The organism is Luteibacter sp. NPDC031894 (genome assembly GCF_050273135.1).
Classification (GTDB): domain Bacteria; phylum Pseudomonadota; class Gammaproteobacteria; order Xanthomonadales; family Rhodanobacteraceae; genus Luteibacter.
Map to the genome: position 1 here is coordinate 119278 of NZ_JBNNMV010000003.1, position 13424 is coordinate 132701.

At 65.8% G+C, this 13424-nt stretch carries 11 protein-coding genes; 9 read left to right on the plus strand and 2 right to left on the minus strand.

Translation table 11 applies throughout. The features are described from left to right. Nucleotides 1-48: 48 nt before the first annotated feature. The 5 genes from ACQKIE_RS10465 to ACQKIE_RS10485 all read left to right on the plus strand — a co-directional run bounded on the left by ACQKIE_RS10465 (nucleotide 49) and on the right by ACQKIE_RS10485 (nucleotide 6918). The gene (locus ACQKIE_RS10465) at nucleotides 49-2661 is read left to right on the plus strand and encodes a bifunctional aspartate kinase/diaminopimelate decarboxylase (RefSeq protein WP_427458726.1); all 2613 of its coding nucleotides are present in this window, start codon (nucleotides 49-51) and stop codon (nucleotides 2659-2661) included. Continuing rightward, nucleotides 2658-4007: a UDP-N-acetyl-alpha-D-muramoyl-L-alanyl-L-glutamate epimerase gene (gene murL / locus ACQKIE_RS10470; protein WP_427458728.1), complete on the plus strand. Its 1350-nt coding sequence runs from the start codon at nucleotides 2658-2660 to the stop codon at nucleotides 4005-4007. The genes ACQKIE_RS10465 and murL overlap by 4 nt, the downstream gene beginning before the upstream one ends. Next, complete coding sequence (gene murD / locus ACQKIE_RS10475; protein WP_427458730.1) at nucleotides 3994-5346, plus strand: UDP-N-acetylmuramoyl-L-alanine--D-glutamate ligase; 1353 nt, start codon at nucleotides 3994-3996, stop codon at nucleotides 5344-5346. Before murL ends, murD begins: the two co-directional genes overlap by 14 nt. A gap of 232 nt (nucleotides 5347-5578) precedes the next feature. Beyond that, nucleotides 5579-6406, plus strand: coding sequence for a hypothetical protein (locus ACQKIE_RS10480; protein WP_427458732.1), 828 nt, complete (start codon nucleotides 5579-5581; stop codon nucleotides 6404-6406). After that, nucleotides 6403-6918 (plus strand): hypothetical protein, encoded by a 516-nt coding sequence (locus ACQKIE_RS10485; RefSeq protein WP_427458734.1) that lies wholly within the window; start codon nucleotides 6403-6405, stop codon nucleotides 6916-6918. Before ACQKIE_RS10480 ends, ACQKIE_RS10485 begins: the two co-directional genes overlap by 4 nt. 366 nt (nucleotides 6919-7284) lie before the next feature. Here ACQKIE_RS10485 and ACQKIE_RS10490 read toward each other — a convergent pair whose 3' ends face one another. Together ACQKIE_RS10490 and ACQKIE_RS10495 are read right to left on the minus strand one after the other, a co-directional pair. Then, nucleotides 7285-7548 (minus strand): flagellar biosynthesis protein, encoded by a 264-nt coding sequence (locus ACQKIE_RS10490; protein ID WP_427458736.1) that lies wholly within the window; start codon nucleotides 7546-7548, stop codon nucleotides 7285-7287. Next, nucleotides 7545-8699 (minus strand): flagellar hook-length control protein FliK, encoded by a 1155-nt coding sequence (locus tag ACQKIE_RS10495; protein WP_427458738.1) that lies wholly within the window; start codon nucleotides 8697-8699, stop codon nucleotides 7545-7547. Before ACQKIE_RS10495 ends, ACQKIE_RS10490 begins: the two co-directional genes overlap by 4 nt. A gap of 141 nt (nucleotides 8700-8840) precedes the next feature. Here ACQKIE_RS10495 and tgt point away from each other — a divergent pair, with 141 nt between their 5' ends. The 4 genes from tgt to secF all read left to right on the plus strand — a co-directional run bounded on the left by tgt (nucleotide 8841) and on the right by secF (nucleotide 13338). Beyond that, entirely contained in the window at nucleotides 8841-9971 is a 1131-nt protein-coding gene (tgt, locus tag ACQKIE_RS10500; RefSeq protein ID WP_427458740.1) for a tRNA guanosine(34) transglycosylase Tgt, read from the plus strand. A 103-nt stretch (nucleotides 9972-10074) separates the two neighbouring features. After that, on the plus strand, nucleotides 10075-10422 hold the full coding sequence (gene yajC / locus ACQKIE_RS10505; protein ID WP_427458743.1) for a preprotein translocase subunit YajC: 348 nt from the start codon (nucleotides 10075-10077) through the stop codon (nucleotides 10420-10422). Between the two features lie 63 nt (nucleotides 10423-10485). Next, nucleotides 10486-12360: a protein translocase subunit SecD gene (gene secD, locus ACQKIE_RS10510; protein ID WP_427458745.1), complete on the plus strand. Its 1875-nt coding sequence runs from the start codon at nucleotides 10486-10488 to the stop codon at nucleotides 12358-12360. A 12-nt stretch (nucleotides 12361-12372) separates the two neighbouring features. Then, a complete protein-coding gene (gene secF, locus ACQKIE_RS10515) occupies nucleotides 12373-13338 on the plus strand; it encodes a protein translocase subunit SecF (RefSeq protein ID WP_427458747.1) in 966 nt (321 codons plus the stop codon). The last annotated feature ends 86 nt before the right edge of the window (nucleotides 13339-13424 follow it).

Consider the following 13424-nt stretch of genomic DNA (forward strand, 5'->3'; position numbering starts at 1 on the left):
GCCGGGGTCCCCGGCAGTCGTTGCTTCCCCACCAGCCCAAAGAGTCCCGTGAGCGAAATCGCAAACGCGCCGTTGCCCGTCAACGCGCCCTGGATCGTCATGAAGTTCGGCGGCACATCCGTAGCCACCGCCGCACGCTGGCGCAACATCCTCGAGCTGGCCGCCAGCCGCCGCGCCGAAGGCGCACGCGTGCTGATCGTGGTCTCGGCCCTGTCCGGCATCACCGACGGGTTGAAACAGCTTTGCACGCACGCGGAATCCAAACGTCGCTCGGACGCGGCCGCCGCATTGGCCGATCGCCACCATGCCCTGCTCGCAGAGATGTCGCTGGCGATGCCGGAGACGCTGGGCGCGCGCCTGTCCGACATGGCGAGGCTGGCGGAGGATGGCGCCGCCGACCTCGGCGAACTCGCCTGGCAGGCCTGCGTGCAGGCGCACGGCGAGTTGATGTCCAGCGCGCTGGGTGCCGCTTTCCTTTCGGCGAACGGGCTGCCGACCACCTGGGTCGACGCGCGCGACTGCCTGCGTTCCGTCGTGCTGCCCAACCAGAACGAGCGCACCCGCCTGTTGTCGGCGATGGTCGAGCCGCGTCACGACGCCGCCCTGACCGAAGCCCTCGCCGCGCGCGGCGACGTGTTCATCACCCAGGGCTTCATCGCCCGGGACGACGCGGGCCGCACCGTGCTGCTCGGCCGAGGCGGCTCCGATACGTCCGCGGCGTACTTCGGTGCCTTGCTCGCGGCCGCGCGGGTGGAGATCTGGACGGACGTCGCCGGCATGTTCAGTGCCAATCCCCGCCAGGTGGCCGGCGCGCGCCTGCTGCAGCGCCTCGATTACGAGGAAGCACAGGAAATCGCCTCCACCGGCGCGAAGGTCCTGCATCCGCGCTGCCTTTCGCCGTTGCGCGAGCCGCGCGTGCCGCTGCTGATCAAGGACACCAACCGGCCCGACCTGGACGGGACGTCCATCGGTCCGGAAGTGCGCGAGCACGCGCCGAGCATCAAGGCGATCAGCGCGCGCAAGGGCATCACGCTCGTGTCGATGGAGTCCGTCGGCATGTGGCAACAGGTCGGCTTCCTCGCCGACGTGTTCGACGCGTTCAAGCGCCATGGCCTGTCGGTGGACCTGATCGGCTCGGCCGAGACCAACGTCACCGTGTCCCTGGATCCCACGGAAAACCTGCTCGATTCCGATGCCATCGCCGCGCTCGCCGCGGACCTGGCGCGCGTGTGCCGGGTGAAGGTCATCGCGCCCTGCGCGGCGATCACCCTCGTCGGTCGCGGCATGCGTTCGATGCTGCACAAGCTCTCCGGCGTCCTGGCGGAATTCGGCCAGCTGCGCGTGCACCTGATCTCGCAGTCCTCGAACAACCTCAACCTGACCTTCGTGGTCGACGAAGACGTGGTGGACGATATGTTGCCTCGGCTGCATGAACTGCTCATCGGCGCCGGTGCCTTGCGCACCGACGACAGCATGGTGTTCGGTCCTTCCTGGCAGTCGCTCTACGGCAAGGGCGATCCCGCCGCGCCGGGCGCCGCGTGGTGGCATGGCGAACGTCCGGTGCTGCTTCGTCTCGCGGAAGAGCGGACGCCGCGTTACGTCTATCACCTGCCCACCGTGCGCGCGCAGGCGCGGCAGGTGAAATCGCTGAAGGCGGTGGACCGCGCTCACTACGCCGTGAAAGCGAATACCCATCCGGGCATCCTGAAGGTGTTGGCGGAAGAGGGCTTCGCCTTCGAATGCGTCTCGCCTGGCGAGCTCGCGGCGGTTTCCGCCGCGGTGCCCGACGACGTGCCGCTGCTGTTCACGCCGAACTTCGCCTCGCGCCGCGACTTCGCCGCCGCGTTGCGGACGCGCGCCACGATCACGATCGACGCGCTGCACCCGATCGAGCACTGGGGCGAGATGTTCGCCGGACGCGACATCGTGCTGCGCGTCGATCTCGGTCGCGGCCTCGGCCACCATGAAAAGGTGAAGACGGGCGGCACCGGCAGCAAGTTTGGCGTGCCGATCGAACACATCGACCGCTTCCTGCGTCTCGCCGACGCCGCTGGCGCGCGGGTGATCGGCCTGCACGCGCACCTCGGCTCGGGCATCCTCGATGCCGTGCACTGGGGCGAGGTGTACTCGCAACTCGCGGCGCTGGCCGAACGCATCGGTACCATCACGGTGCTGAACATCGGCGGCGGCCTCGGCGTGCCTTCGCACCCTGGCGAGACACCGTTGGACATGATCGCGCTCGATCGCGTGCTCACGTCGGTGCGCCAGGCTTATCCGCAGTTCCAGTTGTGGATGGAGCCCGGTCGTTACCTCGTCGCGGATTGCGGCGTGCTGCTGGCCAAGGTCACGCAGGAGAAGGAGAAGGGTGCCAACACGCGCTACCTCGGCCTCGACACCGGCATGAACAGCCTGATTCGCCCCGCCCTCTACGACGCCTGGCATGAGATCGCCAACCTCTCCCGCTTCGACGAACCGGCGACCACGATGTACCAGGTGGTCGGGCCGATCTGCGAATCGGGGGATATCCTGGGTTCCGATCGCCGCCTGCCGGAATCGAAGGAAGACGACGTTGTCCTGGTGGCGCAGGGCGGCGCGTATGGCGCGGTGATGTCATCGCATTACAACCTCCGCGACGAAGCCGACGAGGTGCTCCTGCCGTGACGGACATCCTCACCGATCCGCGCGAGAGCACACGCTTCCGTTTCGTTCGTCACGGCTTCGCCGACGGCGTGGCCGAGCTCGTCTACGCGTTCGACGACGGTCCGGAACTGGTCGAGCGGGTGACCTTCCCGGGTGCGCCGGCCGTGCCGGCGGAACGCGAGGCCGCCTTCGCGGCGGCCTTGCGCCTGCTGCATCTCGTCGCCGGCGTCAGCTATTACAAGGCGGGCATACCCGGGACGATCGTCGTCGAGGGCGAGGCGCTCGACGAGGCGACGGCGTACCTGCTGGACGCGCTCTACCTGCACGGGCTAGCCGAGTTCGCGTATCGCAACCGGCTCGACCTGCGCGGACGGATCGCGTTTCCGTTCGAGCGCCGCGCGACAGCACCGGCAGCGGCCATCGGCTTGCCGCCGCGTTCGCTGTTGCCGATCGGCGGCGGCAAGGATTCGGTCGTGGCGGTCGAGGCGGTGAAGTCGATCGGTGCCGAAGCCACGGCCACGTGGGTGGGCAATTCGCCGCTCATCGCGGAGTGCGCGGCGCGCACGGCGCTCCCGACCCTGAATATTTCGCGCGAGCTCGCCCCGGGCCTGTTCGAACTGAACCGGATGGGCGCGTGGAACGGTCATATCCCCGTCACGGCCATCAATTCGGTCATCCTCGCCGTGGCGGCGATCCTCTACGGCTACGATTCCATCGTCTTCGCCAACGAGCGCTCGGCATCCGTGGCCACGCTTGAATACGACGGCCAGGAAGTGAACCACCAGTGGAGCAAGGGCTTCGGCTTCGAAAAGACCTTGCACGACTACCTGCATACCCACGTGGCGGCGGACCTCGACTATTGCTCGTTGCTGCGGCCGTGGTCGGAACTGGCGGTGACGAGTGCGTTCGCGCGCATGGGTGGCGAGTACTTCAACGTGTTCTCCAGCTGCAATCGCAATTTCCGCATCCTCGGGCCGAAGCCGGCCGATCGCTGGTGCGGGCAGTGTCCGAAGTGCCACTTCGTGTTCCTCGCACTCGCGCCGTTCATGGCGAAGCCGCGCCTGCTGTCGATCTTCGGCCGCAACCTGCTCGACGACGATGCGCTCGCCGCGGCCTTCGACGCCTTGCTCGAGTACAAGGATCACAAGCCGTTCGAGTGCGTGGGCGAGGGCGCCGAGGCGCGTGCCGCGATGGTTGCCCTGGCGGAACGTCCCGAATGGCGGGAGGACGCGCTCGTCGCGCGCTTCCGCACGGAAATCCTTCCGCAACTCACCCACGACGACCTGGCGCTGGCCCCGTGGCTCAAACCGGGAGCGTCGCACCTCGTGCCGCGGCGACTGCTGGGAGCGCTGGATGCGCTGGGCTGACCTGCAAGGCAAGCGTGTCGCGGTCTGGGGCTTCGGTCGCGAAGGCCGCGCTGCCTTGTCCGCGCTCGCCCGTCACCTACCCGGTCAGCGGGCGACACTTTTCTGCAGCGCGGACGAAATGGATCCGGCCGGCGCCGCGTTTCCCGCGGTCGACGTGCGAAGCATGGCTCCCGACGCGGATGCCCTGGCCGCGTACGACATCGTCATCAAATCCCCCGGCATTTCCGCGTACAAAGCGGAAGTGCTCAACGCGCAGGTTCGCGGCACGCGCTTCACCTCCGGCAGTGCCCTGTGGTTCGGCGAACATGTCGATGCCCGCACCATCGCCGTCACCGGGACGAAGGGGAAAAGCACCACGTCCGCGCTGATCGCGCACCTGGCGCGTTCGCTAGGCGTGCGTACCGCCCTCGCGGGCAACATCGGCATGCCGATGCTCGAACTCGACGACGGCCGGGCCGATCTATGGGTGATCGAGCTCTCCAGTTTCCAGACCGGCGAGGCCATGGGTGTGAACCTTGGCGTGGTGACCAGCCTGTATGAGGAACACCTCGACTGGCACGGCTCGCGCGAGCGCTACGTGGACGACAAGCTCAAGCTGCTGTCCGCCTCGGAGATGGTCCTCGTGAACGCGATGCAGCCGCTGCTGCTCGAGCGCGCTTACGACCACCCCGGTCTGCACACGTTTGGTGACGCGAAAGGGTGGCACGTGGCCGACGGCTGGATCCGCTGTGGCGACGAACGCGTCATCGAGGCCGCGACGGTTGCCGCGCCGGGCTTGCACAATGCCGTCAACGCCTGTGCCGCCCTGGCCGCGCTGGACATCATGGGCCTGGACGCGCATGCCGCGGCGCCGGCCCTCGCGACCTTCCTGCCGCTACCGCACCGCCTGCAACCTCTCGGCGAGCGCGATGGCCTAGCGTGGATCAACGATTCGATCAGCACCACGCCGCTGGCGAGCCTGGCGGCACTCGAAAGTGTCGGGGCGCAACGGACCGCGCTGATCGTCGGCGGCCACGACCGCGGCCTCGACTGGACACCCTTTGTCGAGGCGATGCGCGTGCATGCCCCCGAGGCGATCGTCTGCCAGGGCGCGAACGGACCGCGTATCGCTGACGCGTTGGAGGATGCGGGCATAGCAGGCGTGTACCGCGCCACCGACCTGTCGGCCGCCGTCGCGGCCGCCCGTGCGGCGCTCGCGGGGCAGGGCTGCGTCCTGCTATCCCCCGGCGCCCCCAGCTTCGACCAGTTCCACGACTACACCGAGCGCGGCAAACGGTTCGCCGAAATCGCGGGTTTCGAGGCGAGCAGCGCGAGCATCCAAGGCATTGGCATAGCTTGACCGGTAATTCGTAACCTCCCGTGGTGCCTGCGCAGGGACCACGGGCCTCTGCACTTCTTCGCCTCGCATCGTTGGCTACGTGCCGTGCCAATGGTTAGCATGCCTACGTCCAGTAGGGTCCATCTCGCGATCGAGCCGCGCGGCACCCAACCTGCCTGTCTGCGATAGCTGGCATAGTCGCCTCCATTGGCTCCCTAACCTGAAACGACATTCATGGGAAAGGGAGTCGAGCATGCGTACGGCTATCAGTCCGGATCGATACGAGCCCAATGATACGATCAAATCAGCCACCATACTGCGTGGGAACCAACACATCGTAGGGTCATTGGATTCCGCATTCGATGTTGATCACTACATCGTAGCGGTAGGTTCGAAGCAGACGCATGCCAGGATTCGCTTCACCGCCCCGCATGATGTCATATGTGAAGTGCTCACTCCTTCCGGTTGGCGATCCTTGCCTTCCTCAGGCGTTACGGAATATCCGACCTCTGAAAAATCTTCGCTTGTACTGCGCGTGCGGTCTCGCGAAGGCAAGATGGTAACGAAGACGAACTATACAGTTCACACGTCCGACCCCGCGGCGCATACGGTTATCGAGAGGAAATGGTCCGACGAAAATATCACCCATATGGCGCCTTTTCCCAGCACCGAGGATGTTCGCCTGGTGCCTGGCGGGTCCAACGCAGCGCGGGAAATCAATGTGACGGCTGCCGTCTACGACAGTGACGGGGACATGCTGGCACCAGCGGGAGAGCAAGTGACCCTGTTTGCGGTAGATTACGACCCGGAGACAAAGCACAAAGTCATCCTCGCGGAGGCGGATGGTTACACGGACGCCGCAGGGCACTTCACCGCAAAACTCCGCATCGGAGACTGCAGAGGGCCGGGGATCGTGGGTCCTGTCCGCATGCATCGACACTCCAATCGTCCCGAGTATTGGGATATCACATACGTTCCTACGGCATATGTCGTGGCCACACTCGATGATAAGCGCTCGGTAGCGAGGCCGAGCTTCTTCCAGCATGTCTGCAAGGAGACTTATCGAGGACTCCGGCCATGATGCGGGTATCGACATTCCCGATCGAAAAAAGATGGTTGCGTGACTACGCTCCATCCGAAGCAGATGCGCTGCCCGATGCGAATATTACGTTGCCTGAATGCAGGGTTGATCCAAGCGCGACGATCGATGGATGGATAAGGGGCGTGCGCGATGTTGAGGATGCTTTTGTCCGGCTCGCAAGCCCATTTCAGTTAGCACTACAGCGGCTTGAACGCGAACGGCCTCACGTGATGGAGCAATCATTCGATTTGGTCAGCCAGGGAGGGCGGCTTCGGGTCGTTGACACGGATCTCGATCAGGCCGACCGTGACTGGATAGAAACGGAGCTCAATCGCGACGGCGGCTTGCCGGGTTGGCTAACGCATTCAACCGTCAAGTCGTTCGCTCCTATGAAACCGACCATGGAACGCGCAACGAAAACGGCGATCTCTTGGCGCGCACGGGCTTCCTGGCGGATGGGGGCGCTGCCATCGACTATGCGGGACTGCATGAGTCCGTCGACGAGTCAGTGAAGTTTCGATCGCTATTGCGTGACGTCAACGACGCACAACTGCCTTGGTGGATGAAGGAGAATTCCCGTTACCAATTGGGTGGAAGGCTCGTGCAGAGCTACATTGTCGGAGAGATAACGCAGTACGTCGTACGGCCCGACGGGTCCGGAGAGGTGCAGACCACGCGCGGCTCTATCCTGCGCGAGGACTTGTGGGCGTAATGGCGCCTTGGTCACAGTGCGCACAATTCCGTCTTTGAGAAAATGCAACGCCACCCTCGATGGGAGGGTGGCGTGCGATCCGGCGACCGAAACCGACGGGCGGGTACATGGATGTTGTCAGGAGCCCGTCGATGGTTCAATCAGCGGGCGTGACGGCATGAGGGGCTCAGTCTTCCACCGCGGCCAGCAGTGTGCCGACGACCGCTGCGAGGGCTGCGTAGAGTTCGGGGGGGACATCGTCGCGCAGGCGGACCGCGGCGAGCAGGGTGGCGATCTGTGGATCGAGTTGCGGCGCGAGGCCGAGCGCCTGGGCGCGTTCGAGCATCGATTTGACGCCTTCCGCATCGACGCGTTGGCTATTGCCGTTGCTGGTGGGTGACGCGAGGCGGAGCGTGACGCTTCGCCTCGGCGAGGGTAGAGATGCCGTCATGCGCGCGCCTCCAGCAGCACCGCGCTATAGGCGCTGGTCGGAACCGGCAAGCCGTGCATGCAGGCGAAATGGTCCAGCACCAGGCCGTTCATCTCGAGCAGGCGGCGCAGGGAAACGAATTCGTTCTCGAGACGCATGACGGTAGCGGCATGCTGCGCCCAAAGGCGCACGGAGACGCGCGGCACGCGCAGCTGGATCTCGCCCTGCACGGGTCCCAATGTCGGGGGATCGATGGCGAAGCCCACGGTCCACGGACCTTCCTGTTCGCCAGGGCTTGGCTTGCCTTCCTCGATACGCAACTGGAGCACGTCGTAACCGCGGACGCCGGCCAGCGGGATCTCGATCATCCACAGGCCCGCCTGCGGCTGCGATTCCAGCTGGGCGATCTCGACACGGGACAGGGCGGCGCGGGTATCGACGCGAAGCTGGCCGACGAGGCCGTCGACCTCTTCCTCCGTCACGGGCAGTTCCGGTGCGCGAGCCTGCGCAACCAACGGGCGCTGCGCCAGCGGCGGTGGCGTATCGGCGGTGGGGCGGGGCGTCGTCGCACCGGGGCGCGACGCGGGAAGATCGGCGAGCGTGCGGCGCAGGGCGAGCAGGGCGGCCTTGAAATCGTCCGCCGCCGGCGTCGCCTGCTTCGGCTCGGCCAGGTGCGCTTCGAGGAACGTGCCGCTGCGCGCGATGGCTTCCTTCATGCCCATGGGCGAACTGACGTCGGCGGGCTTGTTGATCGCGGCTTCGAGGGTCGCCAGGGCGGCGCGCAACGGTGCCGGAAGCAGCCGTGCGATAGGCCGGCGACCCAGTGCGGCCAGCACGCCGAGCAACGGCGCGTAGCCGTTTTGCAGGGGGAGGCGTTCGCGCAGGCCCTGCATGGCGACGCGCTCGTCCACGTTGCCGGGGAGCACTTCCAGCTGTGGCTGCGCGCCCTGGGTGAGCACGCGTACCTGGAATTGCGGAGGGAGCTGGGTGCCTGCGGCGTCGGCCTCCACCGTGAGCCCACCGATCTCCAGCAACAGCTTGCCGAGGTCGTTCTGGCCCATCACCCGCGCCGTGAGCAGGGTGCCGACCCGCCAGCTATCCGCCGCGGCAGTGGTGCCCGCGGCCGCGCCAGCCCACAACTGGGCAGCGAGACTGGTCGGCTGGATGATCAAGGGGATGTCCTCCCACGGCCTGGCGGACCCGGTTGGGTACGCTCCTGTGAGCTAGGAATCGGCGGAAACTTGCGAAACTTTAGGGCGCGCCCTGGGCCGGGCAGGAGTCGGCCGTCGTCTGCGACGAGGTAGAATAGGCGGATGACCCAGCTTCCCTTCGAACTCCTCGCCACCGATGGCGCGGCGCGGCGCGGCCGTCTCCGTTTCGGCCGCGGCACGGTGGAAACCCCCGCCTTCATGCCCGTCGGTACCTACGGCTCGGTAAAGGCGATGACCCCGCGCGACGTCCTCGACACGGGCGCCGAGATCATCCTCGGCAATACCTTCCACCTGTTCCTGCGCCCGGGCCTCGAGATCGTCGGCGAATTCGGCGGCCTGCACCGCTTCATCGGCTGGGACAAGCCGATCCTCACCGATTCCGGCGGGTTCCAGGTGTTCTCCCTGGCGCACAAGCGCAAGATCACCGAAGAAGGCGTCACGTTCGCGTCCCCGGTGGACGGTTCGAAGGTCTTCCTGTCGCCCGAGGAGTCGATGCGGATCCAGAAAGTGCTGGATTCGGACATCGCGATGATCTTCGACGAGTGCACGCCTTACCCCGCCACGGAGAAGGTCGCCTCCGATTCCATGGAGCTCAGCCTGCGCTGGGCCGAGCGCTCTCGCCAGGCGTTCGACGACCTGCGCAATCCGAACGCCCTGTTCGGCATCGTCCAGGGCAGCACCTTCGAGCACCTGCGCCGACGGTCGGCCGAGCGGTTGGTGGAGATCGGCTTCGACGGTTACGCGGTCGGCGGGCTCGCCGTGGGCGAGCCCGAGGCGGAGCGCAACCACACGCTCGACTTCACCCTCCCGATGCTCCCGAAGGACCGTCCCCGGTACCTCATGGGCGTGGGCCGTCCGGAGGACATCGTGGAGGCCGTGCGCCGCGGCATCGACATGTTCGACTGCGTGATGCCCACCCGCAACGCCCGCAACGGCTTCCTGTTCACCGCCGAGGGCACCCTGCGCATCCGCAACGCGAAGTTCGCCACGGACACCCGGGTGATCGAGGAGGGCTGCGACTGCTACGCCTGCGCCAACGGCTTCTCCCGTGCCTACCTGCGCCACCTCGACCGCTGCAACGAGATCCTGGGCAGCCAGCTGGCCACGATGCACAACCTTCGCCATTACCAGCGCTTGATGGCCGGCCTGCGCGCCGCCATCGAGGCGGGTGGGCTCGAGGACTTCGTGGCTTCGTTCTATGCGGCGCGGAGCAAGGCCCAGGTCGACGGCTGACCTGCCCACATGACATATGCGCCGGGGTGCGTGGCATAATCCACGATCTTTTTCCGTGAACGGTCGCTTTTTCCAGCCCGTTCCATGACTTGCGAGAAATCCAATGAGCCTCATGACATTCGCCGCCATCGCACAGGCCACTGCTCCCGCCGCCGGCGCCGCTCCGCAGGGCGCCTTCGGGTTCTCGCCGCTGATCATGATGGCGGTGCTGTTCGGCATCTTCTATTTCATGATGATCCGCCCGCAGATGAAGCGGCAGAAGGAGCATCGCGCCCTGCTGTCCGCCCTGGCGAAGGGCGACGAGGTGGTCATGAGCGGCGGCATGGCCGGCCGCATCGAGGACGTGGGCGAGTCCTTCGTCCGTGTCGAGATCGCGCCGGGTGTGGTCGTCCAGGTCCAGAAGGGCTCGATCACCCAGGTGCTGCCCAAGGGCAGCCTCAAGAAGTCGTAAGACTTCCACCCCACAATGCGTCAGCCGCGGCCGGCGCACGGCCGCTCCCACGGAATGTAAGGCATGAGTGATTTTCCACGCTGGAAGTACGCGCTGGTCGTGATCGTGTTGCTGTTCGGCATCCTGTATGCGTTGCCGAACGTCTTCCCGCCGCAGCCCGCCGTGCAGATCTCGGGCAACCGCGGCGCCGCCGTCGATCCCGCCCTCAAGAGCAGGGTCGAAGGCCTCCTCGCCACGGCGAAGGTGCCGGCCTCGTCGGTCACGCTGGATGAGAAAGGCACGCGCCTGCTCGCCCGCTTCGCCAACGTCGACGCTCAGGCGAAGGCCTCGGATGTACTGCGCACCGACCTGGGCGACAACTACACGGTCGCGCTGAACCTGGCGTCCACGGTGCCGTCGTGGCTGCGCGCGATCAACGCCAATTCCATGCCGCTCGGCCTCGATCTGCAGGGCGGCGTGCACTTCCTGATGGAAGTCGATCAGAACGCCGTCATCGATGCGCAGGAGACGCGCTACGCCGACGACATCCGTGCGCTGCTGCGCGACAAGAACGTCTCCTACGACGCGGTGAATCGCAATGCCCGCGGCAAGGGTGTCAGCGTCGTGCTTCGCTCCGAGGCCGATCGCCAGCAGGCGGCGACACTGATCGGCACCGATTACCCGGATCTGGTGATCAACGACGGCCCCACCACGGGCAATCGCTTCATCCTCAATGCCACGGTGAAGCCGGACAAGCTGCGTGAACTCGCGCAGAGTACGATCAGCCAGAACGTGACGACGCTGCGCCAGCGCGTGAATGCCCTGGGCGTGTCCGAGCCGCTGATCCAGCAGCAGGGCCCGAACCAGATCATCGTCGAGCTCGCCGGCGTGCAAGACACCGCGGAAGCGAAGAAGATCATCGGCGCCACCGCCACCCTCGAATATCGCGCGGGCCTGTACACGCCGCAGCAGGCGGTGGATGCCGCCCGCTCGGGTAGCGTGCCGCCGGATGCGAAGCTCTACTACGGTCGCGACCACCGTCCTTACCTGTTGAGCAAGAAGGTCATCGCCAAGGGCGATGAACTCACCAGCGCGGTGTCCGGCCGCGACCAGCAGAACGGCACGCCGAACGTCAGCGTCACGCTGAACAGCGCCGGCGCGCGCAAGATGCAGGAGTTCACCAACGACAACGTCGGCAAGCCGATGGCGGTGCTCTACATCACGCGGACGGTCGAGACCAAGATGGTCGACGGCAAGGAAGTGAAGACGCCGAAGATCAGCGAGGAAGTGATCAACTACGCCAACATCAGCTCGCCGTTCGGCAAGCAGTTCTCCACCAACGGCCTGCCCAGCGACGCGGAAGCCTCGGAACTGGCGCTCCTGCTGCGCGGCGGCTCGCTCGCCGCCCCGGTGGACATCGTCAGCGAAAGCGTGATCGGTCCCAGCCTCGGCGCCGACAACATCGACAAGGGCTTCAAGGCGGTGATGCTCGGCCTCGGCCTCGTGCTCGTGGCCGCGGCGATCTACTACAAGCTCTTCGGCCTCGTCGCCGACGTCGCGCTGTTCTTCAACCTGGTGCTGCTCGTCGCCGTCATGTCGATGATCGGCGTCACGCTCACCATGCCGGGCATCGCGGGTATCGTGCTCACCCTCGGCATGGCGATCGACGCGAACGTGCTGATCTGCGAGCGCATCCGAGAGGAACTGCGCAACGGTTCGTCACCCCTGGCGGCGATCCGCACCGGCTACGACAAGGCGTGGGCGACCATTCTCGATGCGAACGTCACCCACCTTCTCGCCGCGCTCGGTCTCATGACGATGGGTTCTGGCCCGATCAAGGGCTTCGGCGTCACGCTGTTCATCGGTATCCTCACCTCGATGTTCACCTCGGTGACGGTGACGCATGCCATCACGGCGCTGATCCACGGCGGCCGCAAGCTCAAGACCCTGTCGGTCTGACGGGAGGACGCCATGGAAATCTTCAACCACAATTCGAACTTCAACTTCCTCGGCCTGCGCAAGTTCAGCATCGGCCTCGCCGTGCTGCTCATGATCGGCTCCATCGCGCTGATCATGACGCGCGGTTTCAACTACGGGCAGGACTTCCTCGGCGGCGTGGCCGTCCAGGTGGAGTACAAGACGCCGGTCGAGCCGAGCGACGTCCGCGCGGCGCTCGAGAAGGCGCACCTGGAGAACCCGCTGGTGCAGGCCGTTGGCGGCACCCGTGAGTTCACCGTGCGCCTGCAGCCGAAGGGCGACGTCGGCGCCGCCGGTAACCTGTCGAACGACGAGGCGGCCACCAAGGTCGCGAACGACATCATGGCGGCATTGAAGGCGACCCGCCCCGATGTCGCGATGAAGAGCAAGTCCTTCGTCGGTCCGCAGGTGGGCGAGGAATTGCGCAGCGACGGTATCGTCGCGGTGATCTTCGTCATCGTCGGCATCATGGGTTACCTGTGGATCCGCTTCGAGAAGCGCTTCGCGATCGCGGCCCTGGCGACGGAAATCCACGACGTGCTGGTCACCCTGGGTATCTTCGCCATCACCCAGCGCGAGTTCGACCTGACCGTGCTGGCCTCGGTGCTGGCGGTGGTCGGTTACTCGATCAATGACAAGGTGGTGGTGTTCGACCGCGTCCGCGAGCTGTTCCGCACGAGCCGCAACGCCACGCCGGAAGAAGTGCTGAACCGCTCGATCAACAGCACGCTGTCGCGAACGATCATCACCTCGCTGTTCACCGGCATCACCATGGCCGCGCTGTATTTCATCGGCGGTCCCGTCGTGCACGGCTTCTCGATCACGATGCTGATCGGCATCCTGGTCGGCACGCTGTCGTCCATCTTCGTCGCCAGCCCCATTCTCTTGTGGTTGGGCGTGTCGAAGCAGGACCTGATGCCGAAGTCGAAGGAAGATCCGGAACTCGCGCGCCGGCCGTAAACAGGGCTCGCGTCTCGGAGGTCATCGAAGGCCCGTCGTCACCGACGGGCTTTTTTTTGCGCTAATCCGGTCCGTTTCGAATGTTA

Bases quoted from the DNA above. Each gene is read 5' to 3' on its own strand.
- murD (WP_427458730.1), top strand. From the start codon at position 3,994: ATGCGCTGGGCTGACCTGCAAGGCAAGCGTGTCGCGGTCTGGGGCTTC.
- ACQKIE_RS10480 (WP_427458732.1), top strand. From the start codon at position 5,579: ATGCGTACGGCTATCAGTCCGGATCGATACGAGCCCAATGATACGATC.
- ACQKIE_RS10485 (WP_427458734.1), top strand. From the start codon at position 6,403: ATGATGCGGGTATCGACATTCCCGATCGAAAAAAGATGGTTGCGTGAC.
- ACQKIE_RS10490 (WP_427458736.1), bottom strand. From the start codon at position 7,548: ATGACGGCATCTCTACCCTCGCCGAGGCGAAGCGTCACGCTCCGCCTC.
- tgt (WP_427458740.1), top strand. From the start codon at position 8,841: ATGACCCAGCTTCCCTTCGAACTCCTCGCCACCGATGGCGCGGCGCGG.
- yajC (WP_427458743.1), top strand. From the start codon at position 10,075: ATGAGCCTCATGACATTCGCCGCCATCGCACAGGCCACTGCTCCCGCC.
- secD (WP_427458745.1), top strand. From the start codon at position 10,486: ATGAGTGATTTTCCACGCTGGAAGTACGCGCTGGTCGTGATCGTGTTG.
- secF (WP_427458747.1), top strand. From the start codon at position 12,373: ATGGAAATCTTCAACCACAATTCGAACTTCAACTTCCTCGGCCTGCGC.